This is a genomic window from Pseudomonas floridensis, from assembly GCF_002087235.1.
Taxonomy (GTDB): Bacteria; Pseudomonadota; Gammaproteobacteria; order Pseudomonadales; family Pseudomonadaceae; genus Aquipseudomonas; species Aquipseudomonas floridensis.
Genome location: NZ_MUIO01000079.1, coordinates 35,921 through 61,017, shown reverse-complemented (window position 1 = coordinate 61,017; position 25,097 = coordinate 35,921). Strand labels below are relative to the sequence as shown.

General features: G+C 61.8%; 25 protein-coding genes and 1 riboswitch. Of the genes, 5 read left to right on the top strand and 20 right to left on the bottom strand.

What is annotated here, in order from left to right:
* Position 1: 1 nt before the first annotated feature.
* The 9 genes from cobC to cobO are packed head-to-tail and all read right to left on the bottom strand — an operon-like array spanning position 2 to position 8,066.
* Positions 2–574: an alpha-ribazole phosphatase family protein gene (gene cobC, locus BZK31_RS19785; RefSeq protein ID WP_083184687.1), complete on the bottom strand. Its 573-nt coding sequence runs from the start codon at positions 572–574 to the stop codon at positions 2–4.
* A complete protein-coding gene (gene cobT, locus BZK31_RS19780) occupies positions 571–1,623 on the bottom strand; it encodes a nicotinate-nucleotide--dimethylbenzimidazole phosphoribosyltransferase (protein WP_083184685.1) in 1,053 nt (350 codons plus the stop codon). Before cobT ends, cobC begins: the two co-directional genes overlap by 4 nt.
* The gene (cobU, locus tag BZK31_RS19775) at positions 1,620–2,141 is read right to left on the bottom strand and encodes a bifunctional adenosylcobinamide kinase/adenosylcobinamide-phosphate guanylyltransferase (RefSeq protein ID WP_083184684.1); all 522 of its coding nucleotides are present in this window, start codon (positions 2,139–2,141) and stop codon (positions 1,620–1,622) included. The genes cobT and cobU overlap by 4 nt, the downstream gene beginning before the upstream one ends.
* A gap of 1 nt (position 2,142) precedes the next feature.
* The gene (locus tag BZK31_RS19770) at positions 2,143–3,603 is read right to left on the bottom strand and encodes a cobyric acid synthase (protein WP_083184682.1); all 1,461 of its coding nucleotides are present in this window, start codon (positions 3,601–3,603) and stop codon (positions 2,143–2,145) included.
* Entirely contained in the window at positions 3,591–4,604 is a 1,014-nt protein-coding gene (gene cobD, locus BZK31_RS19765) for a threonine-phosphate decarboxylase CobD (RefSeq protein WP_083184680.1), read from the bottom strand. The genes BZK31_RS19770 and cobD overlap by 13 nt, the downstream gene beginning before the upstream one ends.
* Entirely contained in the window at positions 4,597–5,505 is a 909-nt protein-coding gene (cbiB, locus tag BZK31_RS19760; RefSeq protein WP_083184678.1) for an adenosylcobinamide-phosphate synthase CbiB, read from the bottom strand. Before cbiB ends, cobD begins: the two co-directional genes overlap by 8 nt.
* On the bottom strand, positions 5,502–6,152 hold the full coding sequence (bluB, locus tag BZK31_RS19755; RefSeq protein ID WP_083184677.1) for a 5,6-dimethylbenzimidazole synthase: 651 nt from the start codon (positions 6,150–6,152) through the stop codon (positions 5,502–5,504). The genes cbiB and bluB overlap by 4 nt, the downstream gene beginning before the upstream one ends.
* Complete coding sequence (locus BZK31_RS19750; RefSeq protein WP_083184675.1) at positions 6,149–7,444, bottom strand: cobyrinic acid a,c-diamide synthase CobB; 1,296 nt, start codon at positions 7,442–7,444, stop codon at positions 6,149–6,151. The genes bluB and BZK31_RS19750 overlap by 4 nt, the downstream gene beginning before the upstream one ends.
* 10 nt (positions 7,445–7,454) lie before the next feature.
* A complete protein-coding gene (gene cobO, locus BZK31_RS19745) occupies positions 7,455–8,066 on the bottom strand; it encodes a cob(I)yrinic acid a,c-diamide adenosyltransferase (RefSeq protein ID WP_083184673.1) in 612 nt (203 codons plus the stop codon).
* A 93-nt stretch (positions 8,067–8,159) separates the two neighbouring features.
* Positions 8,160–8,375: riboswitch (cobalamin riboswitch) on the bottom strand.
* 160 nt (positions 8,376–8,535) lie between these two features.
* Here cobO and BZK31_RS19740 point away from each other — a divergent pair.
* Positions 8,536–9,864 carry a PQQ-dependent sugar dehydrogenase gene (locus BZK31_RS19740; RefSeq protein WP_083184671.1) on the top strand — a complete coding sequence of 443 codons (1,329 nt, stop codon included), beginning with the start codon at positions 8,536–8,538 and terminating at the stop codon, positions 9,862–9,864.
* Between the two features lie 108 nt (positions 9,865–9,972).
* Here BZK31_RS19740 and BZK31_RS19735 read toward each other — a convergent pair whose 3' ends face one another.
* The 6 genes from BZK31_RS19735 to BZK31_RS19710 form a co-directional block, all read right to left on the bottom strand.
* Positions 9,973–10,518, bottom strand: a complete 546-nt coding sequence (locus tag BZK31_RS19735; RefSeq protein WP_083184669.1) for a C40 family peptidase — start codon at positions 10,516–10,518, stop codon at positions 9,973–9,975.
* Positions 10,519–10,608: 90 nt separating this feature from the next.
* Positions 10,609–11,334: a C40 family peptidase gene (locus BZK31_RS19730; RefSeq protein WP_083184667.1), complete on the bottom strand. Its 726-nt coding sequence runs from the start codon at positions 11,332–11,334 to the stop codon at positions 10,609–10,611.
* A 75-nt stretch (positions 11,335–11,409) separates the two neighbouring features.
* On the bottom strand, positions 11,410–12,174 hold the full coding sequence (locus BZK31_RS19725; protein WP_167378051.1) for an NAD-dependent deacylase: 765 nt from the start codon (positions 12,172–12,174) through the stop codon (positions 11,410–11,412).
* The gene (gene hda, locus BZK31_RS19720; RefSeq protein ID WP_083184665.1) at positions 12,168–12,872 is read right to left on the bottom strand and encodes a DnaA regulatory inactivator Hda; all 705 of its coding nucleotides are present in this window, start codon (positions 12,870–12,872) and stop codon (positions 12,168–12,170) included. The genes BZK31_RS19725 and hda overlap by 7 nt, the downstream gene beginning before the upstream one ends.
* Before the next feature lie 217 nt (positions 12,873–13,089).
* Positions 13,090–14,163, bottom strand: a complete 1,074-nt coding sequence (locus BZK31_RS19715; RefSeq protein WP_083184663.1) for an AI-2E family transporter — start codon at positions 14,161–14,163, stop codon at positions 13,090–13,092.
* A 38-nt stretch (positions 14,164–14,201) separates the two neighbouring features.
* Positions 14,202–15,299, bottom strand: coding sequence for a DUF2066 domain-containing protein (locus tag BZK31_RS19710; protein WP_083184661.1), 1,098 nt, complete (start codon positions 15,297–15,299; stop codon positions 14,202–14,204).
* A 356-nt stretch (positions 15,300–15,655) separates the two neighbouring features.
* Between BZK31_RS19710 and purM the strand changes: the two genes are divergently transcribed.
* From purM to BZK31_RS19685, 4 genes are all read left to right on the top strand, one after another.
* Positions 15,656–16,714, top strand: a complete 1,059-nt coding sequence (purM, locus tag BZK31_RS19700) for a phosphoribosylformylglycinamidine cyclo-ligase (RefSeq protein ID WP_083184659.1) — start codon at positions 15,656–15,658, stop codon at positions 16,712–16,714.
* Positions 16,714–17,364, top strand: coding sequence for a phosphoribosylglycinamide formyltransferase (gene purN, locus BZK31_RS19695; RefSeq protein WP_083184657.1), 651 nt, complete (start codon positions 16,714–16,716; stop codon positions 17,362–17,364). Before purM ends, purN begins: the two co-directional genes overlap by 1 nt.
* Positions 17,365–17,372: 8 nt before the next feature.
* Positions 17,373–18,086, top strand: a complete 714-nt coding sequence (locus BZK31_RS19690; RefSeq protein WP_083184656.1) for a DUF3108 domain-containing protein — start codon at positions 17,373–17,375, stop codon at positions 18,084–18,086.
* Between the two features lie 360 nt (positions 18,087–18,446).
* The gene (locus BZK31_RS19685) at positions 18,447–18,626 is read left to right on the top strand and encodes a hypothetical protein (RefSeq protein WP_083184654.1); all 180 of its coding nucleotides are present in this window, start codon (positions 18,447–18,449) and stop codon (positions 18,624–18,626) included.
* 64 nt (positions 18,627–18,690) lie between these two features.
* Here BZK31_RS19685 and BZK31_RS19680 read toward each other — a convergent pair whose 3' ends face one another.
* The 5 genes from BZK31_RS19680 to cysM all read right to left on the bottom strand — a co-directional run bounded on the left by BZK31_RS19680 (position 18,691) and on the right by cysM (position 24,864).
* On the bottom strand, positions 18,691–19,233 hold the full coding sequence (locus BZK31_RS19680; protein ID WP_083184652.1) for a DUF2058 domain-containing protein: 543 nt from the start codon (positions 19,231–19,233) through the stop codon (positions 18,691–18,693).
* Positions 19,234–19,259: 26 nt separating this feature from the next.
* Positions 19,260–20,093: a nucleoside triphosphate pyrophosphohydrolase gene (gene mazG / locus BZK31_RS19675; RefSeq protein ID WP_083184651.1), complete on the bottom strand. Its 834-nt coding sequence runs from the start codon at positions 20,091–20,093 to the stop codon at positions 19,260–19,262.
* Between the two features lie 112 nt (positions 20,094–20,205).
* Positions 20,206–22,449, bottom strand: a complete 2,244-nt coding sequence (relA, locus tag BZK31_RS19670; protein ID WP_083184649.1) for a GTP diphosphokinase — start codon at positions 22,447–22,449, stop codon at positions 20,206–20,208.
* Positions 22,450–22,606: 157 nt separating this feature from the next.
* Entirely contained in the window at positions 22,607–23,962 is a 1,356-nt protein-coding gene (gene rlmD, locus BZK31_RS19665; RefSeq protein ID WP_083184648.1) for a 23S rRNA (uracil(1939)-C(5))-methyltransferase RlmD, read from the bottom strand.
* A complete protein-coding gene (gene cysM, locus BZK31_RS19660; protein WP_083184646.1) occupies positions 23,962–24,864 on the bottom strand; it encodes a cysteine synthase CysM in 903 nt (300 codons plus the stop codon). The genes rlmD and cysM overlap by 1 nt, the downstream gene beginning before the upstream one ends.
* Positions 24,865–25,097: the final 233 nt, after the last annotated feature.

Sequence of the window (25,097 nt, the reverse complement as noted above, 5' to 3'; positions counted from 1 at the left end):
GTCAGGCCTCCGTCAAAGCGCCATCAGCGGCGACCCGGATCGACAACAGCGCGCCATGACCGACCACCACGTGCAACAACTGCTCACGCGGCAGACCACGCGCGCGCGCCAGCAACAGACGCATCACACCGCCGTGACTGACCAGCAGCACCCGCTCTCCGGCGTACGCCTGATGCAGGCGCTGCACGGCGTTCAGAACACGGGTCGAGAAATCGATTACAGGCTCGCCATTGGGCGGTGTGAAGGCATAAGGATCGTTCCAGAACAGGCCCAGCCCTTCCTCGTCCGTTTCCATCAACTGTGCCGCGCTGCGACCTTCCCAGTCACCGAAATGCAACTCCTGCAAGCCGGCCTCAAACTGCAGCGGCAGCGCCAGGCGTTCGGCCAGATCTTCGGAAAATCGTGCACAGCGCTGCAAGGGAGAACTCACAATCCGGTCCCAGGGACCGGCTTCGGCGACGGCACTGCGCATCTGCTGCCATCCGGGTTCGGTCAGCGCATCGTCAAGGCTGCCCCGCATGCCGCCGCCCAACTCGGTTTCGCCATGACGCAAAAGGTCCAGATGCAGAGTCATGCCGGACGGTCCGAGACGCTGGCTTCGGCAAAGGTCGACATGCGGTTGTGCAACTCGCAAGCCATACGCACCAGCGGCACGGCCAGCGCCGCACCACTGCCCTCGCCCAGGCGCAGCCCCAGATCGAGCAACGGATCGGCCTGCAGGATCTCCAGCACATGGCGATGCCCAGGCTCGGCACCTCGGTGGCCGAACACCAGCCAGTCGCGGCACGACGGATTCAGGCGCACCGCCACCAACGCGGCCACGCTGCAAATGAATCCGTCGACCAGCGCCGCGATGCCTTCCTGCGCACACGCCAGATAAGCGCCCGCCAACGCGGCAATCTCAAAACCGCCGAGGCTGAACAGGCTGCGCAACGGATCACCGGCATGCTCGGCGTGCAGCATAAGGGCACGTTCGATGACCTGGGTCTTGTGCGCGATACCTTCGGCGTTCAGACCGGTGCCGGGGCCGACCAGCAGTTGTGCGGCGCACTCCAGCAGCGAACAGGCCACAGCACTGGCAGCGGTGGTATTGCCGATGCCCATTTCGCCGCCGATGAACAACTCGGCCCCCGACGCCTTGCCACGCAAGACGCTGTCGCGCCCGGCCTGCAAGGCAGCGTGGCCCTGCTCAGCAGTCATGGCCGGGCCCTGAGCGAAGTTGGCGGTGCCCGCGCCAATCCGCAGATGACGCACGCCTGGCAGGTCCATCGGCAGAACCGTGCCCAGATCCACAACGTCCAGTTGCGCCGACAACTGACGCGCCAGCACGCTGATCGCCGCGCCGCCGTTGACGAAGTTGTGCAGCATCTGGCCGGTAACGGCTTGCGGGTAGGCCGACACGCCTTCGGCCACGATTCCGTGATCACCAGCGAAAATGGCGATCCACACCTGATCGGCAGCCGGACGCTCTCTGCCCTGCAGACCTGCGAGCTGCACCGCCAGCCGCTCAAGTTGCGCCAGCGAACCGGCCGGCTTGGTCAGTTGCTGCTGACGGTTCAGCGCGGCTTCACGCACCGCCGCGTTGATCGCCTGTGCGGGCTCAAGCCACCAGGAGTTACTCATAACGCAGTTCCTTTCAAAGTCAGAGGCAGGCCAGCCACGGTCAACACCACGCGCTGGCAACGTTCGGCCAGGGCCTGGTGCAACAGGCCCGCTTCATCGACATAACGACGAGTCAGCTCACCGAGCGGCACGACGCCAAGTCCGGTTTCGTTACTGACGAATATGATTTCACCCGGCAACGCAGCCAACCCGTCGAGCAGCGCGTCGCGTTCCCGGGCAAGACGCTCGGGGTCATCGAGCATCAGCAGATTGGTCAACCACAGGGTCAGGCAATCCACCAGCAGGCACTGGTCGTGCGCGGCAGTTTCCCGCAGAACACGGGCCAGTTCGACCGGCTCTTCCACCAGCCCCCATTGCTCGGGACGTCGGGCACGGTGGCTGGCGACCCGCTGGTTCATCTCGCCATCCAGGGGTTGACTGGTCGCGATATAGATCACCTCCAGGCCGGATTGCGCGGCCAGTTTCTCGGCCAGACGACTCTTGCCGGAGCGTGCACCGCCCAGGATCAATTGCAGCATTTCAGTTCGCCTCCAGGCCGCACAATTGACGCAGCAAGCCGCCGTCCAGGTGCTTTTCCACCAGATCCGCCAGACGCTCGATGTCGCGCTCGCGCAGGGCGTGGTAATCCACCGTCTGCACATCGCGAAGCCCGGCCCAGCGCAGCAACGCGCCGCAGGCCGCAGGTGACTCGAACAGGCCGTGCAGGTAGGTGCCTAGAATCTGCCCGTCGGGGCTCTGCGCGCCATCGTAACGTCCGTCATCCAGCTGAACGGCGGCCTGTTCCAACGCCGCCCCCGTGGTAACGCCGGCGTGGATCTCGTAACCGCTGACTTCAGCACCTTCCAGCGTCAGCCGCCCGCGCACGTTACGCAGTTGCTTTTCAGACTCAAGCACCGTGCTCATCGCCAACAGGCCGAGGCCGGGACTGGAGCCGGCCGCCCCCTCAAGACCCAGCGGGTCATGCATCTGCTCGCCGAGCATCTGCAATCCGCCACAGATCCCCATCAGTTTGCCGCCGTAGCGCAGGTGTCGCTGGATGGCGTCTTCCCAGCCGTTGGCGCGCAAATAGGCAAGGTCGCTGCGCACGCTTTTTGAGCCTGGCAAAATGATCAGGTCGGCGGACGGGATCGTCTGGCCCGGCCCGATGAACTGCAGATTGACCTGCGGGTGCAGACGCAGCGGATCGAAGTCGGTGTGATTGCTGATGCGCGGCAGCACCGGGACCACCACATTGAGCACCTGCTCGACCTTGTCGGTCTGACGCTGATCCAGGCCATCTTCAGCCTCCAGGTGCAGGTCCATCACGTACGGCAGTACGCCGACCACCGGCTTGCCGGTACGCGCTTCAAGCCAGTCCAGCCCCGGCTGCAGCAGGGCGATGTCGCCGCGAAAGCGATTGATGATGAAGCCCTTGACCCGCGCCTGCTCGCTGGGCGACAGCAGCTCCAGCGTGCCGACCAGATGGGCAAAGACGCCGCCACGGTTGATGTCGGCAATCAATAGCACCGGGCAGTCGACCGCTTCGGCAAAACCCATGTTGGCAATGTCATTGGCGCGCAGATTGATCTCGGCGGGCGAGCCCGCACCTTCGACCATGATCACCGGATAGTGCTGGCCCAGACGCTGATGCGATTCCAGCACCGCACGCATGGCGATCTCTTTATAGCCGTGGTACGCCACCGCATTCATGGTGGTGACGGCGCGACCGTGGATGATGACCTGCGCCCCGGTGTCGCTATTGGGCTTGAGCAGCACCGGATTCATGTCGGTATGCGGTTTCAGGAAGCAGGCCTGGGCCTGCACCGCTTGAGCGCGGCCGATCTCGCCGCCGTCGTCGGTGACCGCGCTGTTGAGCGCCATGTTTTGCGGCTTGAACGGCACGACCTTGATGCCCTGTCGCGTCAGCCAGCGGCACAGCGCTGTTACCAGCGTGCTTTTGCCCGCGTCGGACGTGGTGCCTTGTACCATCAGCGTGGCCATGAGGATTCCTTGCGGTATTCGAACAGGACAGTGTGCAGACGCCGCCAGTCGGCTTCGTCGCAGGGAAGACCGAAACGCAGGCTGGAGGCTTCGGGAACATCGCCGACAAAAAGCCGCAACAGCACACCACGCCGGGCGCAAAATTCATAGAGCGCCTGCGCTTCAGGAGTAACCAGCCACTGAAACAGTGCGCAGCCGCCAGTCGGCGCAAAGCCGTACAACTCAAGCAGCGTCACCAGTCGGTCACGTGCCTGACCGGTACGTTCTCGCTGCCGGGCCTGCCCCTCGCGATCGCTCAGACACGCCTGACCGAGCACGCGCGTCGGCCCGCTCACCGCCCATGGACCGATTTCCTGCGCCAGCAACCTGAGCAGGCCGGGCTCGGCCAGCACGAAGCCGAGCCTGACCCCGGCCAGGCCAAAGAACTTGCCGAACGAGCGCAGCACCACCAGACCGATGCGCCAGGTCTCGGCTGACAGGCTCAGGCTCGGCGTGTTGTCCATGAATGCCTCGTCGACCACCAGCCAGCCGCCCCGCTCCGCCAGCCGCGCATGCCAGCCCAGCAGCCGCTCGGCGCTCAGGTGCAGGCCGGTCGGGTTGTTGGGATTGACTACCACCAGCACGTCGAGGCTGTCGAGAAAGTAATCCGCTTCATGCTCGCCGACTTCGCGCACCACAAAGCCACTCTTGCGCCAGGCGTGGGCGTGTTCGGCGTAGCACGGAGAGAGCACCCCGACCCGACCGGGGCTACGCACCCGTGGCAATGCCTGAATCGCCGCCTGCGAGCCGGGCACCGGCAACAGGTACGGGACGCCGTAGTAGGCGCAGGCCGCCGACTCCAGGCCGTCGTCGGTTTCGGGCAGACGTGCCCAGGCGCTTGCGGGAATGTCCGGGATGGGCCACGCCCACGGCGCGATGCCGGTGGACAGGTCCAGCCAGTGAGCGCGATCAATGCCGTAATGCTGCGCCGCGGCGCGCAACCGTCCGCCGTGCTCAAGCATAGAATTCAGTCCCGACGCACAGCACCAGCAGCCACAGCCAGACCCCGCGCTGCACCAACGCCCAGCCGCGATCGATAGAATCCGCATCGGCCGCTGCGCCCTCACCCAGTTGCGGACGCTGATGCAGTTCGCCGTGATAGATCGCCGGACCGCCCAGTTCGACGCCCAGCGCACCCGCACCCGCCGCCATCACCGGACCTGCGTTGGGGCTGTCCCAGGTGGGTCCCTGGGTGCGCCAGCAGCGCAATGCCAGCCGGGTTTTGCCCAGCAGCGCGTAAGTCAGTGCCACCAGACGCGCCGGAATGTAATTGAGCAGGTCGTCGATCTTCGCCGCCGCCCAGCCGAAACGCTCGAAGCGTTCGTTGCGATAGCCCCACATCGCGTCGAGCGTGTTGCTCAGGCGATAAAGCACGACGCCTGGAGCACCGGCCACCACGAACCAGAACAGCGCGGCAAACACCGCGTCGCTGCCGTTTTCCAGCACCGACTCGGTGGCCGCACGCGCAACCTCATTGGCATCCAGCTCGCTGGTCTGGCGACTGACCAGATAGCCGACCCGACGCCGCGCCTCGTCCAGGTCGTCGCTGCGCAAGGCCTGCGCCACCGGTTGCACGTGCTCGCCCAGGCTGCGCATGCCCAGCGCGCAGTACAGCGCCAGAATCTCCACCAGCCAGCCGATCAATGGCAGCCAGCTGAGCAGCGTGATCAGCAGCGTCAGCGGTATCACCGCGATGAACCAGGCCGTGACGCCGTGACTGCGCCAGCCGCGACCATCCCCGTTGAACCGCTGCTCGATGCGATTGGCAAAGCGCCCGAACGCCACCAGCGGATGGTAGCGTTTCGGCTCGCCGAGCAGCGCATCCAGCGCCACTCCGGCTACGCTCAACAGCGCCACACTCATTGACTCACTCCCCATTGATTCTCATACAGCAGTTCACTCAGCGGACGCGCCTGCGCCCAGCCTTCCAGCACCAGCATTGGCGCCGGGTAGAATTCTTTCACTGGCCCCAGGCAAAGGATCGCCAGTGGCTTGGCGCCATCGGGCATGCCGAGCAGTCCGGCCAGTGCATCCGGGTCGAACAGCGAGACCCAGCCCATGCCCAGCCCTTCGGCCCGCGACGCCAGCCACAGGTTCTGGATGGCGCAGGACAACGACGCCATGTCCATTTCCGGCAAGGTCCGGCGACCGAAAATATGCTGCTCGCGCCCTTCCATCAGCGCCGCTACCAGCACTTCGGCGCAATCGTTGATCCCTTCGACCTTCAGCTTCATGAACTCGTCGGTACGCTCGCCCAGCGCCACGGCCGTACGGATACGCTCCTCTTCCACCTGCGCCTGCATTTTGCTGCGCAGCTGCGGATCGCTGATACGAATGAAGCGCCAGGGCTGCATCAACCCCACACTGGGCGCCTGATGCGCAGCCTCAAGCAGACGGGCCAGCAGTTGCGGCGCAACACTGCCGCCGATGAAATGCCGCATGTCGCGGCGCTCGGCGATGGCGCGGTACACCGCCGCCCGCTCATCGTCGTTGAACGCGTGTTCGGTCATGGCTTGAACAGGGCCGCAATCGCCTGTGGGCAGGACGGAAAATAGAAATGGATGTAGGAGGCCGTCAACCGGCCCTTACGATAAACCGCCTCGGCACCGCGTCCGCCATTGGGGCTGACACCGCGGGCAATCGGCTCCAGCTCGGTGCTGGTCAGCGAATGGTGGTAGGTATGGCCGCGCAACTCGCCTTCAGGCATGTCGACCGCTTGCAGAGCGAGCGCCGCCAGACGCTTCTGCATGGCGGCTTCACCGGGCAGCAAGCCGACCAGTTCTGCGCGTACGCCCTCGACGTCGGTCAAGGCATCCAGCAGATACAACATGCCGCCGCACTCGGCCAACAAGGGTTTGCCAGCCGCATGGTGAGCGTTGATGTCCGCCAGCATGGTGGTATTGGCTGAAAGCTCGACGTGGTGCAGTTCCGGGTAGCCGCCTGGCAGATAGAGGCTGTCAGCCTCAGGCAGATGGCTGTCGCGGATCGGCGAGAAGAACGTCAGTTCGGCACCCATGTCGCGCAGCAAATCAAGACTGGCACCGTAGGTAAAGGCAAAGGCTTCGTCACGGGCCACGGCAATGCGCACGCCATCGAGCGACCGTTCGATCTGCACCGGGTCCGACGCTGTGAAGGTCACCGCAGGCGGCAACGCGACTTCGCAAGTGGTGGCCAGCGCTGCTGCCGCCATGTCCAGACGCAGATCCAGGTCGTTGAGTTCGTCGGCCTGCACCAGGCCAAGATGACGGCTGGGCAACTCGAAACCGGTTTCCCGCGACAGCGCCCCGTACCAGCGCAGGCCTTCGGTCAGGCTGTTTTCCAGCAACTGCGCATGCCGCACCGTGCCGACACGGTTGGCCAGCACACCGGCAAACGGCAGGTCCGGCTGATAGCGTGCCAGCCCCAGCGCCAGCGCGCCGAAGGTCTGGGCCATGGCTGTGCCGTCGATCACGCCGAGCACCGGCACACCGAAGTGCCGCGCCAGATCGGCGCTGGACGGTGTACCGTCGAACAGCCCCATCACGCCTTCGATCAGGATCAGGTCCGCCTCGCCAGCAGCTTCCCATAACAGACGACGGCTTTCGTCAGCGCCGATCATCCACAGGTCAAGCTGATACACCGGCGCCCCGCTCGCCCGCTCCAGAATCATCGGATCGAGAAAATCGGGGCCGCACTTGAAGACCCGGACCTTGCGACCCTGGTTACGGTGCAGGCGCGCCAGCGCAGCGGTGACGGTGGTCTTGCCCTGGCCTGACGCAGGCGCAGCGATCAATACTGCCGGACAATCCCTGGGGGTTCTCATGAAAGGTTACTCATAACTCGATACCTTTTTGTGCCCGAATTCCGGACTGGAATGCGTGTTTGACCACGCCGACATCCGAAACGGTGTCGGCCAGGTCGATCAATTCGGGTTTGGCACCACGGCCGGTCACCACCACATGCTGCATCGGCGGGCGGGCCTGCAGGTCGCTCAGGACCTGCTCAAGATCGAGATAACCGTGCTTGAGGGCAATGTTCAATTCGTCGAGCACCACCAGGCCGATGCCCGGATCGCGCAGCATTTCAAGACTCACGGCCCAAGCGGATTCGGCGGCAGCGATGTCGCGCTGGCGATCCTGGGTTTCCCAGGTAAACCCTTCGCCCATCACGTGATACCGCACCTGCTCGGGAAAACGCCGGAAAAACAATTCTTCGCCGGTGCTGTTGCGGCCTTTGATGAACTGCACAACTCCACACTGCATGCCATGCCCCATGGCGCGCGCAAGCATGCCGAACGCCGAGCTGCTCTTGCCCTTGCCGTTGCCGGTCAGCACCAGCAGCAGCCCGCATTCATTGGGGGAGCTGGCGATGCGCTCGTCCATCACGGCTTTCTTGCGCTGCATGCGCGCCAGATGGCGTTCGTCGCGTTCGGGGGATTCGTTCATCTCGGCTCTCCGCAATAGGGGACGCGAAAGGCAGACGGAAGGACAGCACTGAACAGCACGGCAACGCCCTGCACAGAACATCACCCTCCGTGATGCCATTGACTGATTCAGGCCGGTCTCCGGGCTCATGAGCGGGTCACCCCGACTGCGCGCCTTCCCGTGTTGAAACACAGTGGCGTCGTGCACAGCCTTGACTCATTTACCGTTGCGGGGGCAGCGCCGGGATCGGATCGCATGACCCACACCGGCTTCCCTGTTTCACCCTGCCAATCGGGAGGATTGCAGAGCACCTGAAACGAACCGCGAAGGGTAGAGGGTTGGGGATGGAGCGTCAATCGACACTGCAGCGCAACGGCGTACAGGCCATTCACTTGCACGGAGGTGCCCAATACCTGTGTGCGATTGAACCTCGGCCGCCGAGGCGTCTCTACCCCTTACTGGACCAAGCCTTTATCGATGGAGATGCACCATGTTCAAACTCAGACCTCATTACGCCGTATTGCTTCTGGTGGCTGGTGGCCTGGCGGCCTGCGGCGAGTCATCGACCCTGCAGGTCTCGGACGGAACGGGGCCATCTCCGAAGCTGCCGGAACCCAACAAAACACTGATCCCCACGGTCAACATCGCACCGGCCGTGGGCTGGGAAAAAGACGCCAGACCGGTGGCGGCAGCGGGCACCCAGGTCGGGGCCTTCGCCGAGCACCTGGATCACCCGCGCTGGTTGTACGTGCTGCCCAACGGCGACGTACTGGTCGCGGAAACCAATTCGCCGGCCAAACCGGATGACTCCAAGGGCATTCGCGGCTGGGTCATGGAGAAGGTCATGGGCCGCGCCGGTGCGGGCGTGCCGAGCGCCAACCGCATCACCCTGCTGCGCGACACCAACAATGACGGTGTCGCGGAAACCCGTACGGTGTTCCTGCAGAACCTCAATTCGCCGTTCGGCATGACGCTGGTCGGCAATAAGCTCTACGTCGCCGACACCGACCGCCTGATCAGTTTCCCGTACGAAAACGGCCAGACCTCGATCAGTGCGCAACCGACCAAGGTCGTCGATCTGCCGGGCGGCACGCTGAACCACCACTGGACCAAGAACGTCATCGCCAGCAAGGACGGCAGCAAGCTGTATGTGACCGTCGGCTCCAACAGCAACGTGGCCGAAAACGGCATGGACAAGGAAGAAGGCCGTGCCGCGATCTGGGAAGTGGACGCGGCCACCGGCAACCATCGCATCTTTGCTTCAGGCCTGCGCAATCCCAATGGCATGGACTGGGAGCCGACCACCGGCAAGTTGTGGACCGCCGTCAACGAGCGTGACGAGATCGGCAGCGATCTGGTGCCCGACTACGTGACATCGGTACAGGACGGCGGCTTCTACGGCTGGCCTTATAGCTACTATGGCCAACACGTGGACGAGCGCGTCAAGCCACAGAATCCGGCGCTGGTCGCCAAGGCTATCAAACCGGACTATGCCGTCGGGCCGCACACAGCTTCGCTGGGCCTGGTCTTCGCCGACGGCAAAACGCTGGCCGCACCGTTCAACGAAGGTCTGTTCATCGGCCAACACGGCTCCTGGAATCGCAAACCGCACAGTGGCTACAAGGTGGTGTTCGTGCCGTTCAGCAACGGCAAGCCGAACGGCGCCCCGGTCGATGTGTTGACCGGCTTCCTGAACAGTGACGAAAAAGCCATGGGTCGCCCGGTCGGCGTCGTCAATGACCATCGCGGGGGTTTACTGGTGGCGGATGACGTGGGCAACAAGATCTGGCGGGTGACGTCCGCGAAGGCGGCTCAGTAGCTCAAGATCAACATTTCGAAAGGCGCTCTCATGCAGATGGGAGCGCCCGGACTGGAACCGGCAAGTGATCAGGCATCACGATGGGTCACATGTGCGGGTATGTAGAGATTACGGACGATTCTGCGCCAGATTCGAAGGCTGGATCACGCGCTTGGCGTTGAGATAGGCTTTCTGCCAATACGGCTTGTCGAGGCTGTCCAGCTTGACCGTGCCGCCGGTGGCTGGAGCATGCACGAAGCGTCCCTCGCCGACGTAGATACCGGCATGCGACACCTGCGAGCCACCCGACGTGGCGAAGAACACCAGATCCCCCGATTGCAGCTGCTCACGACGCACATCGGGTGCGCCCATCACCACCATGTCGCGGGTCGAGCGTGGCAGCGAGATACCCGCCGCGTCACGATAGACGTAGCCAATCAGACCACTGCAATCAAAACCCGAGTCCGGCGTGTTACCGCCCCAGCGATAGGGCGTGCCGACCAGCCCCAATGCGCGAAACAGCACATCTTCGGCAGCCTGGGAAAGAATCTGGGGAGGCGCGGTGACCACCGGGCGATAGACGACCCGGGGCTGAGCGGGGGGCGGCGGTGCGCCGGCGCAGGCACCGAGCAACGCAGCAACAGAGATGACTATCAGGCGCAAAGCAATCGACATAACCACAACAACCTGATCCGGATGCGGCTTACGCTGCCGAGAAGCTCAAAAACGCAAACAGGCCATCGGCCTGTCTGCGTTTTTCATTTTTCATTTCTTGGGGCGTTTTGGTGCGATCTTGACTGTAGTCGAAGTCATTGCCGTTGTCTGTGTGGCAACCGCTGGCGTCTTCACAGCTACGGCACCGGGTGCCATGGCCAGCGGACGCTTGGCTTCGATGAAGGTCTTATTCCAGTAAGCATCATCAAGACTGTCAATGCGTACACCGCCACTGCGACGGCTGCTGGAATGGATGAACTGATCGTTACCGGCGTAGATCGCCGCATGACTGACGCGGCCACGACCGCGGGTGCTGAAGAACAGCACATCACCAGGCTTGAGGTTCTGACGCGAGACGACAGGTGCATCGACGTTGATCATTTCGCGAGTGGAGCGCGGCAGGTTCATGCCGGCCTCTTCACGAAACAGAAAACCGATGAAACCGCTGCAATCGAAACCCGACGTGGTGGAGGTGCCGCCAAACCGGTAACGCGTACCGATCAGAGACTTGCCACGTTCGAGGATGCTTTCGGCCAGAACCGGCAATTTGTAGGATGTGTTATCAGAAAACTGAGCCAGCTCGTCTTCAGTGGCCATTTCGTCCTGCAGGGCTACGGCGTCGGCGCGATGCGCTGCGGACTGTGCGGTAACCGTGTTCTGGTAACGAGGCTTTGGCTGAACCTGATCCTGCTGCGCAACCGGCAAATTGGCCGAGCAACCGAACAGAAATGTAACGAGTGCGAGGGGCACGAGGGGTGCGAAGCGAACAACTTGCATGGGCACGACCGTGGCTGAACTGTTAAGAAGGCGAGACTATGCCCGCTATCAAAACGATTTGCAAATTCAATCGAACTAAATGTGACTTATCAGTTTTTCCATGACATGTACGGCGCGGGACTTCAAAAACACGTCCATCTGCGCACTGTGATCCGTCGGTTGCGGATTGATTTCAGCCGTAAAACCCCCGGAAACACGGGTGCGAATCACCGGCTCATGGATATAGGGGAAGCTTGCGGTGGTGCCGATACTCAGCACTGCATCATAGCCTTTAGCCAGTTGTTCATACAGTGTTTCAAGGGCGAGCTCGGGGAGCATTTCCTGAAAAAGAACGACAGACGGTCGCAAAACGCCATTACAGATTGAACACAAAGGTGGCAAAGAACGTCCAAGGTGCTCGCTCAACCCTGTGTCTTCGGCGCCGCACGACTGACAGAACAGCGGCGTCAGTTGACCGTGGATCTCGATCAGCCGCTCGGGCGGACTGCCTGCCGCGCGGTGATAGCCATCGACGTTCTGAGTCAGCACCCAGCACTCGGGTTTGATGCGTTGCAACTGTGCGATGGCGTAGTGCGCCGAATTCGGCTGGCCGCCGAGGCATGCCTTGCCCAACTGGGCGATGTACTTCCAGCACAGCTCGGGATCACGACGCAGCATCGGGCCGGACAAAGCCACTTCTATAGGCAGGCCATCATCGGTCTTGCCATTGTAGAGTCCGCCAACGCCACGATAGGTCGGCAGACCCGAGTCAGCCGAGAGACCCGCGCCGGTGATCACCAGAATCCGCTGTGCATGGCGCAGGGCAGCCGCCGTCTGCATCAGCAGCGCCTCGTCTACCACCCGAGCGTCTCTTTAAGGAAAGGAATGGTCAGCTTGCGTTTCTCCTGCAGGGACGCCTGATCCAGACGCTCCAGCAGCTCGAACAGCGCGCTCATGCTGCGCGTGCCACGGGTGAGGATGAAATGGCCGACTTCGTCGGTCAGGTGCAAGCCACGTCGGGATGCACGCAGTTGCAGGGCACGCAATTTGTCTTCATCGGACAGGCCGCGCATCTGGAACACCAACGCCATGGTCAGGCGCGACTTGAGGTCCGGCAGTTTGACCGGCAGCTCACGGGGCGACTTGGACGCAGCGATCAGCAAACGCCGGCCACTGTCACGCAGACGGTTGAACAGATGAAACAGGGCTTCTTCCCACTCCGGCTTACCCACGACGGCCTGCAAGTCATCCAGGCAAACCAGCTCGTACTGTTCGAGATGGTCGAACAGCTCGACCCCTTCATCGATAACCTCGCCCAACGGCAGGTACACCGCAGGCTCGCCCATCTGCTCGAAACGCAGGCAGGCCGCCTGCAACAGATGCGTGCGCCCTACGCCGTCCTTGCCCCACAGATAAATGAGGCTTTCGGTCCATCCGGCGTCGGCTTCGCACAGCCGCTCGACATAGCCGAGTGCAGCGGCATTGGCGCCTGGATAGTAATTGACGAAAGTGGCGTCATCACGCAGACGCACACTCAGGGGCAGCTGAATCGGTTTCATGCTGACGAACGGTTCATGCGAACCGCCAAGGGCCTCTGTGTAAAGTGCGCAAAGTTTATACCCGTGACGCTGGTCGCACAATGCGACAGACCCCAAGCAAAATCAAAGGTTTGCGTCTGGCCGGGTAAAGCAGGGAAGCAGGCGGGACATTTGGCGGCACTTCACGGACCACGCCGATACCCGTGAAGTGCTGCCGCGCGACCAGACCGAAAAGCGCTTATAAATCAGGATCTTCAGCACCCGCGTAGATCTCCGAATCCTTGTAGACGTCATGAACGTGACGCACCAGCACCATGATGACCGCCGCCACCGGCAGCGCCAACAGGATGCCGGTAAAGCCGAACAGTTCGCCACCGGCCAGGATCGCGAAGATCACCGCCACCGGGTGCAAACCGATGCGGTCACCTACCAGCAAGGGGGTGAGCACCATGCCTTCCAGCGCCTGACCGATCATGAACACCGCAACGATGCCCAACATCGGATACAGGTCGCCACCGAACTGAAACAGGCCGGCAATCAGCGCCGCGCCAATGCCGATCACGAAACCCATGTAAGGCACGATGGCCGCCAGACCTGCGATCACGCCGATCAACAATCCCAATTCGAGCCCGACCAACATCAGGCCGGCCGCATAGATCACACCCAGACCGACCATGACCAGCAACTGGCCGCGAATGAAAGCACCCAGTACCTCGTGACACTCGCCTGCCAGCTTGACGATCAGCCCTTCACGCTGACGAGGCAACAGGCCGCGAATCTTGCCCATCATCACATCCCAGTCGCGCAGCAGGTAGAAACACACCACCGGGATCAGTACCAGATTGGTCAGCCAGCCGATCAGCGCCAGCCCTGACGCGGTGGCCTGGGAAAGGACGATGGAAACGATATCGCCCGCCTGCCCCATGTGCTCGGAGATTGCTGCTTTGATCTTGTCGAACTTCCAGAAACCATCAGACAGCCCGAACTTGGCCTGCACCCACGGCAGCGCAGAATGCTGCAGCCAGTCGAGCATCTGCGGCGCCAGCTCGTACAGACGATACAACTGCTTGGCCAGCATCGGCACCAGTACCAGCAACAACGCCATCAACACCAGCGTGAACAGGCCGAACACGGCCACCACGCTGAGCGTTCGGGACAGACCCGCACGTTCCAGACGATCCACCAGCGGATCGCCCATATACGCCAGCAACAGCGCCACCAGAAACGGGGTAAGGATCGTGTGCAGCAACACCACGAATGCAACCAGCAGGGCCAGCCCGCCGATCCAGAACCAACGTCGCGTATCAGTCATCAATGCCTCTCAACCCAGTGGAAAATGCGCTTGCCGAGTTACCAGCGGAAATACAGTTGCGGCGCGGACGCCGGAACGATCATGGGTGCAGAACCGGGCGCGGGCGTAGAGCCCGGCACCGGAACAGGTGCCGATGCATCGACCGGCGCGGTTGGCGCGGGCTGAGCAGCCGCAGCCGCTTCGCTGGCCGGGACTTCCTGAAGTTTAGCCAGCGCCATCTGCGAACGAAGCTGATCGGCGTTGCCGTTGACCTCGAACGTCACGCGATCGCCTTCGACCAGCGTCACACGCACGCCGAACGGATCGAGTAGTTGCAGTAACTGGGCATAACGCTCGAAGGTCATCCCCTGAACCTGCATCAGCAGACCGGTCGAAGCACCCGGCTTGGCGACGAAGCGCGGCGCCAGACGCTGACTCACCGCCAGCAACACCGCATCGGCCAGCGCCTCAGGACTGACACCGGTCGCGGTGCCCTGCTCGCGCTGCTCGCCCAGCCACAGGTTCCATTTGCCTTGCCACTGACCGGTGTCTTCCCTGGCGTGCACGGCCAGGATCGCGTCGGCGCCGTAGCGATCGGAAGCTTCCTTTAAAGGCGCGGCATCGGTGCCTTCGAGGGTCTTGGCCGTGCCGATGCCCTGCTCGCTCAAGTCAGCCAGCGGCAGACGCAACGGCAAGCCGCGATGCTGCGCGGCACGACGCAGAGGTTCGGCGGACGCCTGGCCGTCGCCGACCAGATTGGAGCCCTCGACCGAATCATTCAGCCACCAGCCCAGAATCGACGGACGATTGCTGCCCCAGATCGGCAGACCGGCCTGACGCAGTGCGCGGTCGGTGGTGGCCGGATCGAAATCGACCAGCAAGGACTCGGGCGGACCGGCCTCGTAACCGTACTGACTGATGACCTGCTGCGGGTCCTTGCGCAACGCTGCCAGCGCAGAACCTTGCGCAGCCTTGGCATCGCCGGTCAGACGCAGCACCAGTGTTTCGAGCGCCGCCTGGGTGGCGCGGGTGCGCTCATCGGGCGACTGGCCGTTGACCGGCTCACGCACCTGATAAAGATTGTTCACTGTTTCGGCAAGGGTCGGCAGGCTGAACAGGGACAGGCAGCCGACTAAAAGAATTCTGGAAAAACGCATGGACAGTTCCCGAACGGAAAAAAGTAAAAAACAGCAGTCTCGGAAGGCGGATTCAGGGGCAGCACGAACGGTGAGACACCAGTTGGCCACTCTTCATTCAACGCCCGCCTAAAGTACACCCTAAACACATGGAGTCGAACGTGCCCGGAGCAAGGCTGTGCGGTTTATTTAGTAGAACCTGCTCCTACCGTCGGCGCAAGGATGGCCCCCCGAGGGCAAGCCTGATAAAATCGCGCGCCTTCGCAGACCGGCAATCGCGATGGCCCACCCTAGCATTGCGCACCCCGCGTGTTGCTGAACGGGCCCCTGCGCAGCGGTCGATACCTCCGAATCCCCCCTAAAGGCCTGGATTTTTTATGAGCAAGCAACCCTCCCTGAGCTACAAAGACGCCGGTGTAGACATCGACGCCGGTGAAGCATTGGTCGAACGCATCAAGAGCGTGGCCAAGCGCACCAAGCGTCCGGAAGTCATGGGCGGCCTGGGAGGTTTCGGCGCCCTCTGCGAAATCCCTGCTGGTTACAAGCAACCGGTTCTGGTCTCCGGCACCGACGGCGTCGGCACCAAGCTGCGTCTGGCGCTGAACCTGAACAAGCACGACAGCATCGGCATCGACCTGGTTGCCATGTGCGTCAACGATCTGGTGGTCTGCGGTGCCGAGCCGCTGTTCTTCCTGGACTACTACGCCACTGGCAAACTGAACGTCGACACCGCCGCCCAGGTCGTGACCGGCATCGGCGCTGGCTGCGAACTGGCCGGTTGCTCGCTGGTCGGCGGCGAAACCGCTGAAATGCCCGGCATGTATGAAGGCGAAGACTACGACCTGGCCGGTTTCTGCGTCGGCGTGGTCGAGAAAGCCGACATCATCGACGGCTCCAAAGTTGCCGCCGGTGACGCCCTGTTGGCCCTGCCATCGTCGGGCCCGCACTCCAACGGTTACTCGCTGATCCGCAAGATCATCGAAGTCGCCGGTGCCGACATCGAAAACATCCAGCTCGACGGCAAGCCACTGACCGAACTGCTGATGGCGCCGACCCGCATCTACGTCAAGCCATTGCTCAAGCTCATCAAGGAAACCGGTGCCGTCAAGGCCATGGCCCACATCACCGGTGGTGGCCTGCTGGACAACATCCCGCGTGTTCTGCCACAAGGCGCCCAGGCGGTGGTCGACGTCGCCAGTTGGCAGCGTCCGGCCGTGTTCGACTGGCTGCAGCAGCAAGGCAACGTTGAAGAAAACGAAATGCACCGCGTGCTGAACTGCGGCGTGGGCATGGTCATCTGCGTGGCGCAGGAGCACGTCGAAACCGCACTGAACGTTCTGCGCGAAGCGGGCGAGCAGCCATGGGTGATCGGCCAGATCGCCACCGCAGCCGAAGGTGCAGCGCAAGTCGAGCTGAAAAACCTCAAGGCGCATTGATGTCAGCCACCTGCGATGTCGTGGTGCTGCTTTCCGGCACCGGTGGCAACCTGCAAGCGATGATCGACAGTTTCAAGGACGGGGCCAGCCCCGTCCGTATCCGCGCTGTCATCTCCAACCGTGACGATGCCTTCGGCCTGCAACGCGCCCGGGACGCGGGCATCGAAGCCTGCGTTCTGGATCACAAGGGCTACGAAGGTCGCGAAGCCTTCGATGCCGCGCTGATCGAATTGATCGATACCTTTCAGCCCAGGCTGGTGGTACTGGCCGGGTTCATGCGCATTCTCAGCGCTGGCTTCGTGCGTCACTACCAGGGCCGCCTGCTCAACATCCACCCTTCCCTGCTGCCGCGCTACAAAGGTTTGCACACGCATCAGCGTGCACTGGAAGCCGGTGATACCGAACATGGCTGCAGTGTGCACTTCGTCACCGAGGAACTCGATGGCGGACCACTGGTCGTACAGGCAGTGATTTCGGTACAGTTGAACGACACACCCGCCACGCTCGCGCAACGGGTGCACGTCCAGGAGCACCGTATCTACCCGCTGGCAATACGCTGGTTCGCCGAAGGCCGATTGAGCCTGGGCGAAGAAGGCGCATTACTGGATGGCCAGGCACTCCCGGCCACCGGCCATTTGATTCGACACTAGGAGATATTATGCGTCGCGCTCTGCTCTTCGCTTTCGCTCTGCTTGCCTTGCCTGCTGCACAGGCCGCAGACCTTCAACCCTTCTCCGCCAGCTACACCGCCGACTGGAAGCAACTGCCCATGAGCGGCACGGCCGAACGCAGTCTGGAAGCCGGTCCCAACGGCACCTGGACCCTGAACTTCAAGGCATCGATGATGATCGCCAGCCTGAGCGAAGTCAGTACGCTGAAAGTCGACAAGGAAACTCTGCTGCCACAGACCTACACCTTTGAACGCAGTGGTCTGGGCAAGTCGAAAAAGGTCGATCTGGCTTTCGACTGGAACACCAAGTTCGTGACCGGCACCGACCGTGGCGACGCGATCAAACTGCCGCTCAATCGTGGCATTCTCGACAAATCCACCTATCAGCTCGCGCTGCAGCACGATGTTGCCGCTGGCAAGAAGAGCATGAGCTATCAGGTGGTCGATGGCGACGAAGTCGACACTTATGACTTCCGTGTACTGGGTTCAGAGAAAGTCGATACCAAGGCCGGCCAGGTCGATGCCATCAAGGTCGAGCGCGTGCGCGACCCGACGCAAAGCAAGCGCATTACCGTGCTGTGGTTCGCCAAGGACTGGGATTACCTGCTGGTTCGCCTGCAACAGGTCGAAACCGACGGCAAGGAATACAACATCATGCTGCAGGACGGTACGGTGAACGGCAAGGCTGTCAAAGGCAGCTGATCGACCCGACTGCTGCAACAAGGAGCCCCGCTTGATGCGGGGCTTTTTCTTGGCTGGCCGTCAGGGCCGTGGCTGAGAAACGAAGCATTGAGGCTGCCTGCCCGCACCATCAGACAACGTCATTTATGGCAGTTGTACCACCCGCCAAGGCACATGAAAAATCCTTCATTTAACCGTCGATCAGCTGAAGACCCCATATTTAGAGGCCTTGCGACTGATGATCATTTTCTGAGCGGACGGGAACCTGAACAGGCTATTTACTTAGCCAGCTAACAGATTCTATAAAAGAGGCCTGCGACACATCGCCGCAGTATCCAGAGGCCTGACCCTTTCAGGCCATCAAGTCAGGAGCTGATTACTATGACTGTCAGAGTTACTGAACGCGACGACGCCCACCTCTCTCACGAAGCCGTTGCCGACGGCATCCAGATCTGGGACGTGCACCAACAGGACCAATTGGTCGGCATGTTTCACGTAGAATCCGACGCCTACCGTTATAAGGAAGAGCTCGAAGCGCTGGAAAGCCAGCAGAACCATTGATCGCACTTTCAGAATCGTAAAAACAAAACCCGCTCATCGCGGGTTTTGTCTTTCCAGCCGATGCTTACCACATCAGGTCGTCAGGCACCTGATACGCCGCGTACGGATCGTCCGCATCCGGCGCTTCGGTCGGGGTGTTGAGCAGCACGATACGGCGCGGATCGCGCTCCTGAATCTTCAGCGCCGCCTCACGCGGGATGATCTCGTAACCGCCGCCATGATGGACGATGGCCAACGAACCGCTGCTGAGCTTGTTACGCATCAGCGTGTTGACCGAGATGCGCTTGACCTTCTTGTCGTCGACGAAGTTGTAATAGTCCTCGGTGGTCAGCTTGGGCAGACGCGAAGCTTCGATCAACTGCTTGACCTGAGCGGTACGGGCTTTCTGCTCGATCTTTTCCTGCTGCTGACGGTTGAGTTCCTGATCACGCTTGACCTTCTCGGCCAGCGCTTCCTGAGCCGCACGCTTCTGCGAATCATCGACCTGAGCCTGGCCCTTATGCACCAGACGCTGCTCTTTCTGCTTTTCCTTGCTGACCTGCTTGGCCTGCTTCTGGTTGACCAGGCCTGCCTTGAGCAACTGGTCGCGAAGTGAAATACCCGCCATCTCTTTTCTCTCTCTTAAGCAACCACTCAGCCGCAGCGGGGTGCGCTTTTTTCCTGACGTTTGGCTTCGCCCCACAGAGCGTCCATTTCTTCGAGACTGCAGTCCTCGATGGGGCGCTCAGCGTGGCGCAAGGCCTGTTCAATGAATCGGAAGCGTCTGTCGAACTTGCTGTTGGCCGAGCGTAACGCAGTTTCCGGATCGACCTTGAGGTGTCGGGCCAGATTCACCACACCGAACAACAGATCGCCGATTTCCTCGGCAATGCCCTCGGCATCATTATCGACCATTGCCTCGAGCACTTCATCGAGTTCTTCGCGAACCTTGTCAACCACCGGCAACGCCGCAGGCCAGTCGAAGCCGACCTGCGATGCACGTTTTTGCAGCTTGGTGGCACGACTCAAGGCAGGCAAGGCTGCGGGAACGTCATCCAGCAAGGACAACTGTTCAGGCGCTGACGATTTTTCGGCACGCTCCTGAGCCTTGATTTCGTCCCAGCGGCGATTGACCTCCTCGTCGCTCAGACGCGGCGTTTCCAGCGGGGCATACAGCTCACCGGTCGGAAACACATGGGGATGGCGGCGCAGCAGCTTGCGCACGATGCCGTCCACCACGCCATCGAATTCGAAGCGCCCTTCTTCCCTGGCCAGATGTGCATAAAAGACCACCTGAAACAGCAGGTCCCCCAGTTCGCCCTTGAGCTGGTCGAAATCGCCCTGCTCGATGGCATCGGCGACTTCATAAGCCTCTTCCAGGGTATGCGGCACGATGGTGGCGTATGTCTGCTTCAGATCCCACGGGCAACCGTATTGCGGATCACGCAACCAGGCCATCAGGTGCAGCAAGTCTTCAAGTGTGTGCATTGGCAACTCTCTTTACCGCTCGGACTCCGCGCCCGGCCTGTTCAGGGCCGGGCTGCTGTGGTCAGCCGCCCTGAGGGCGGCGCGCGGTGGCGTCATGAACGAGTACCCTGACTCAGGGCGTCCGGTTACGCCGTGTTTCAATGATGTTCGGCAACTGGGAAATACGCCCCAGCAACCGCCCCAGCGCGTCCAGCCCCGGAATCTCGATGGTCAGCGACATCAGCGCGGTGTTGTCTTCCTTGTTGGAGCGGGTGTTGACCGCCAGCACGTTGATCCGTTCGTTGAGCAACACTTGCGTCACGTCACGCAACAGACCGGAGCGGTCGTAGGCGCGGATGATGATGTCCACCGGGTAGGTGAGCACCGGCACCGGCCCCCAACTGACCTGAATGATACGCTCCGGTTCGCGGCCGGCCAGTTGCAGCACCGAGGCGCAGTCCTGACGGTGAATGCTCACGCCGCGGCCTTGAGTGATGTAACCGACGATGGCATCGCCCGGCAACGGCTGGCAGCAGCCAGCCATTTGCGTCATCAGGTTGCCCACGCCCTGGATCTGAATATCGCCGCGCTTGCCCGGTTTGTAGCCTGTGGCCTTGCGCGGAATCAGCTCCAGCTGTTCGTTCATGCGGTCCGGTTCGACCTGCTGCTGAGCCAGGTTGACCAGTTGCGCCAGACGCAGATCACCGGCACCCAGCGCGGCGAACATGTCGTCGGCGGTCTTGTGATTGGCCTTGTCGGCCAGCTTGTCGAAATCGACCTGCGGCAATGCCAGACGCGCCAGCTCGCGTTCGAGCAGGGTTCGACCGGCGGCCACGTTCTGGTCGCGGGCCTGCAATTTGAACCAGTGGACGATCTTGGCCCGCGCACGCGAGGTGGTGATGTAACCCAGGTTCGAGTTCAGCCAGTCGCGGCTCGGCGTGCCGTGCTTGCTGGTGATGATCTCGACCTGCTCACCGGTCTGCAGGCTGTAGTTGAGCGGCACGATGCGGCCATTGATCTTCGCGCCACGGCAGTTATGGCCGATCTCGGTGTGAACGCGGTAGGCGAAGTCCAGCGGCGTCGCGCCTTTGGGCAGGTCGATTGCATGACCGTCCGGCGTGAACACATAGACACGGTCCGGCTCGATATCGACCCGCAATTGCTCGGCCAGCCCACCGATGTCGCCCAGTTCTTCGTGCCATTCCAGCACCTGACGCAACCAGGAGATCTTCTCTTCGTAGTGGTTGGAACCGGATTTGACGTCGGTGCCCTTATAGCGCCAGTGCGCGCAGACACCCAGCTCCGCCTCTTCGTGCATGGCGTGAGTGCGGATCTGCACTTCCAGCACCTTGCCTTCAGGACCGATGACCGCAGTGTGCAGCGAGCGATAACCGTTTTCCTTGGGGTTGGCGATGTAGTCGTCGAACTCCTTGGGGATATGCCGCCACAGGGTGTGCACGATCCCCAGCGCGGTGTAGCAATCGCGCATTTCCGGAACCAGCACACGCACCGCGCGTACGTCGTAGATCTGGCTGAACGCCAGGCCCTTGCGCTGCATTTTGCGCCAGATGGAATAGATGTGTTTGGCACGGCCACTGATGTCGGCGGTAACGCCGGTGGCCAGCAGTTCGTTCTCCAGCTGGGACATCACGTCGCTGATGAACCGCTCGCGGTCCAGCCGACGCTCGTGCAACAGCTTGGCGATCTGCTTGTATTGCTCAGGCTCCAGGTAACGGAAAGACAGGTCTTCCAGTTCCCACTTGATGTGCCCGATGCCGAGGCGATGGGCCAGCGGCGCGTAGATGTCGAAGACTTCCCGTGCGACACGGTTGCGCTTCTCGTCGGCGGCGTTCTTCACCGCACGAATGGCGCAAGTCCGCTCGGCCAGCTTGATCAGCGCGACACGCACGTCATCGACCATCGCCACCAGCATCTTGCGCAGGTTCTCGACCTGCGCCTGACTGCCCAGCACCAGCGACTGGCGCGGGCTGAGGCTGGCACTGATTGCAGCCATGCGCAGAACGCCGTCGATCAGTTTGGCGACCGTCGCGCCAAAGCGCTGCTCGACATCCGGCAACGGAATCACGCCTTCGCGCACGCCACGGTAAATGACCGCTGCTACCAGCGAGTCCTGATCCAGCTTGAGGTCAGCCAGAATCTCCGCGATTTCCAGACCGGTCTGGAAACTGGAGGTGCCGTCTGCCCAGTGATTCTTCAGCGCCTTGTCGTTCCGCTCGGCTTGCCGGGCGAACTCACAGGCCTGTTTCATGACTTCCCGGTCCAGGACCAGGTCGACGCTGACGATATGATCGAGCCATGCGTCGAGGTTGATGCTGCCGTCTGTGTTTATCGGCTGGTGCGCTCTCACCTGTACCATGCTGCTTACCTTCCCTACGGCGCGATGAATAGCGCCATCAGTCGCCAGCCTTCTGAGCGAATGCCACTTGCCGGGCAAGCAAGGACCGGCATTCGCGGGCCAGTCGGATTAAATGAGATTCCCTGTCAGCAGCTGACTCGATCCAATGAACCGCCGCTCACTTACTCATTTCAAATAAAGCCATCGCCTCGACATGCGCCGTCTGAGGAAACATATCGAGAATTCCGGCACGTTTCAGTCGGTAGCCCTGATTGACCAGTTCGACCGTGTCGCGAGCCAAAGTTGCCGGGTTGCAGGACACATAGAGCAACCGTCGGGCGCCTGATTTCCTGATCTGGCGTACCACTTCGAATGCACCGTCACGCGGTGGGTCCAAGAGTACCGCAGAAAACCCCTCGGCGGCCCAATCGGCGTTCGTCAGCGGCTGCGAAAGATCCGCCTGAAAAAACCGCACATTGTGCAGATCATTACTCACTGCGTTGGCGGCTGCACGTTCGACCATGGTCGCAACGCCCTCGACCGCCACCACGTCTCTGGCTTTGCCGGCCAGCGGCAAGGCAAAATTGCCGAGCCCGCAGAACAGGTCCAGGACCCGTTCATCGGCCGCAGGCGCCAGCCAATCCAGTGCCTGCTCGATCATCGCGGTATTGACCGCCGCGTTGACCTGAATGAAATCTCCCGGTCGCCAGTCAAGTTGCAGGTTCCACGGTTCAAGGCGATAACCCAACTCATCACCTGAGTTCGCCGGTTGCGGATCGCCTTCGCCGTGCAGCCACAGCTGCGCGTCGTGCTCTGCGCAAAACGCCTGCAGGATCGCCAGGTCCGCGTCGGCCAGCGGCGCGGTATGGCGCAGCAGCACGGCAATCGCCGAGCCGCTGAACAGCTCGACATGCCCCAGCGCCTGCGGTTTGCTCAAGCTCTGCAACATGGCCGGCAACTGCGTCATGATCGGCTGCAAGGCTTGTACCAGCACCGGGCATTCTTCGATGCTGACGATGTCCTGACTGGCGGTGGCGCGGAAACCGACCTCCAGCCGTTTGGCCTTCATGTCCCAGCGCACGGCGACCCGCGCACGTCTGCGGTAGGCCAGTTCGGAGCTGCTCAAAGGCGCGGCCCATTCCTGCGGCGTGACGTTGGCCACACGCAGCAATTGCTCGGCGAGCATGCGCTGTTTCAGGGCAAGCTGTTCGTCATGAGGCACATGCTGGACACTGCAACCGCCGCATCGCCCGAAGTGCTTGCACAGCGGTGCACGGCGCATCTCGCTGGCGGCAAATACACGCTCGGTACGCGCTTCGACCACCTTGCCACGCGCGTTGAGCACTCGCGCCTCGACCTCTTCGCCCGCCAGACTGCCAGCGACGAACCAGGTCTTGCCTTCAAGAAACGCAATGCCGCGCCCGTCATCCGCCAGACGCTCAATGGTCAGACGCTGCTTTTTACCCACCGGGACCTGCACGGTCTTGACGCCACCAGCGGGCTGGAAGCGCAGTCCTCTCTCATGCTTGGCCATCAGTTAGGCGCGTCGTAGACGCCAGTCGACAGGTAACGGTCGCCTCGGTCACAGATGATTGCCACGATCACGGCGTTTTCGACTTCACGGGAGATGCGCAGCATGCCCGCCACCGAACCGCCGGATGACACGCCGCAGAAAATACCTTCCTCACGCGCCAGCCGACGCATGGTGTCTTCGGCTTCGGTCTGGCCCATGTCGATGATGCGATCGACACGGTCGGCCTGATAGATCTTCGGCAGGTACTCATAAGGCCAGCGGCGGATACCGGGAATGGACGCACCTTCCATCGGTTGCAGACCGACGATCTGCACCTCGGGATTCTGCTCCTTGAGGTAGCGCGACGTGCCCATGATGGTGCCGGTGGTGCCCATCGAACTGACGAAATGAGTGATGGTTCCGCCCGTCTGTTGCCAGATTTCCGGACCGGTGGAGGTGTAATGCGCTTCAGGATTGTCGCCGTTGGCGAACTGGTCCAGCACCTTGCCGCGCCCTTCGGCCTGCATGCGTTCGGCCAGATCGCGAGCACCTTCCATGCCTTCTTCCTTGCTGACCAGAATCAGCTCGGCACCATAGGCGGTCATCGCAGCCTTGCGCTCGGCGCTGGAATTGTCCGGCATGATGAGGATCATGCGGTATCCCTTGATCGCCGCGGCCATCGCCAGGGCGATACCGGTGTTGCCGGATGTGGCTTCGATCAGGGTGTCACCGGCGTGGATCTGGCCACGAAGCTCGGCACGGGTGATCATCGACAGCGCGGGACGGTCTTTCACCGAGCCAGCCGGGTTGTTACCTTCAAGCTTCAACAAGAGGGTATTGCTGGTATTACCCGCCATGCGTTGCAGACGCACCAGCGGGGTGTTGCCGACGCAATCGGCAATGGTTTGATACTGCAGGGTCATGGCGTATTCGCAATCCAGACTGCGGGGGCGCCTATCATAACGGCAAACGCCCAAAGCCCATATCACGCAAAGTGCGCGACCTATAACCAAACGCTATAACGCGCTCGGTATTGTGCCTGACGCCCGGGCACTTAACGTCGCCATGCCGGGCACGCGGGTTTCGACAACCCCACACTAATATGCCCAGGCTGCCGGTAAATGGCTAAACTCATCCCCTTGTGCCGATAGGGCCA

Excerpts from the sequence above, each read along its gene's own strand:
- cobC (WP_083184687.1), bottom strand. The coding sequence starts at position 574 with ATGACTCTGCATCTGGACCTTTTGCGTCATGGCGAAACCGAGTTGGGC.
- cobT (WP_083184685.1), bottom strand. The coding sequence starts at position 1,623 with ATGAGTAACTCCTGGTGGCTTGAGCCCGCACAGGCGATCAACGCGGCG.
- cobU (WP_083184684.1), bottom strand. The coding sequence starts at position 2,141 with ATGCTGCAATTGATCCTGGGCGGTGCACGCTCCGGCAAGAGTCGTCTG.
- BZK31_RS19770 (WP_083184682.1), bottom strand. The coding sequence starts at position 3,603 with ATGGCCACGCTGATGGTACAAGGCACCACGTCCGACGCGGGCAAAAGC.
- cobD (WP_083184680.1), bottom strand. The coding sequence starts at position 4,604 with ATGCTTGAGCACGGCGGACGGTTGCGCGCCGCGGCGCAGCATTACGGC.
- cbiB (WP_083184678.1), bottom strand. The coding sequence starts at position 5,505 with ATGAGTGTGGCGCTGTTGAGCGTAGCCGGAGTGGCGCTGGATGCGCTG.
- bluB (WP_083184677.1), bottom strand. The coding sequence starts at position 6,152 with ATGACCGAACACGCGTTCAACGACGATGAGCGGGCGGCGGTGTACCGC.
- BZK31_RS19750 (WP_083184675.1), bottom strand. The coding sequence starts at position 7,444 with ATGAGAACCCCCAGGGATTGTCCGGCAGTATTGATCGCTGCGCCTGCG.
- cobO (WP_083184673.1), bottom strand. The coding sequence starts at position 8,066 with ATGAACGAATCCCCCGAACGCGACGAACGCCATCTGGCGCGCATGCAG.
- BZK31_RS19740 (WP_083184671.1), top strand. The coding sequence starts at position 8,536 with ATGTTCAAACTCAGACCTCATTACGCCGTATTGCTTCTGGTGGCTGGT.
- BZK31_RS19735 (WP_083184669.1), bottom strand. The coding sequence starts at position 10,518 with ATGTCGATTGCTTTGCGCCTGATAGTCATCTCTGTTGCTGCGTTGCTC.
- BZK31_RS19730 (WP_083184667.1), bottom strand. The coding sequence starts at position 11,334 with ATGCAAGTTGTTCGCTTCGCACCCCTCGTGCCCCTCGCACTCGTTACA.
- hda (WP_083184665.1), bottom strand. The coding sequence starts at position 12,872 with ATGAAACCGATTCAGCTGCCCCTGAGTGTGCGTCTGCGTGATGACGCC.
- BZK31_RS19715 (WP_083184663.1), bottom strand. The coding sequence starts at position 14,163 with ATGACTGATACGCGACGTTGGTTCTGGATCGGCGGGCTGGCCCTGCTG.
- BZK31_RS19710 (WP_083184661.1), bottom strand. The coding sequence starts at position 15,299 with ATGCGTTTTTCCAGAATTCTTTTAGTCGGCTGCCTGTCCCTGTTCAGC.
- purM (WP_083184659.1), top strand. The coding sequence starts at position 15,656 with ATGAGCAAGCAACCCTCCCTGAGCTACAAAGACGCCGGTGTAGACATC.
- purN (WP_083184657.1), top strand. The coding sequence starts at position 16,714 with ATGTCAGCCACCTGCGATGTCGTGGTGCTGCTTTCCGGCACCGGTGGC.
- BZK31_RS19690 (WP_083184656.1), top strand. The coding sequence starts at position 17,373 with ATGCGTCGCGCTCTGCTCTTCGCTTTCGCTCTGCTTGCCTTGCCTGCT.
- BZK31_RS19685 (WP_083184654.1), top strand. The coding sequence starts at position 18,447 with ATGACTGTCAGAGTTACTGAACGCGACGACGCCCACCTCTCTCACGAA.
- BZK31_RS19680 (WP_083184652.1), bottom strand. The coding sequence starts at position 19,233 with ATGGCGGGTATTTCACTTCGCGACCAGTTGCTCAAGGCAGGCCTGGTC.
- mazG (WP_083184651.1), bottom strand. The coding sequence starts at position 20,093 with ATGCACACACTTGAAGACTTGCTGCACCTGATGGCCTGGTTGCGTGAT.
- relA (WP_083184649.1), bottom strand. The coding sequence starts at position 22,449 with ATGGTACAGGTGAGAGCGCACCAGCCGATAAACACAGACGGCAGCATC.
- rlmD (WP_083184648.1), bottom strand. The coding sequence starts at position 23,962 with ATGGCCAAGCATGAGAGAGGACTGCGCTTCCAGCCCGCTGGTGGCGTC.
- cysM (WP_083184646.1), bottom strand. The coding sequence starts at position 24,864 with ATGACCCTGCAGTATCAAACCATTGCCGATTGCGTCGGCAACACCCCG.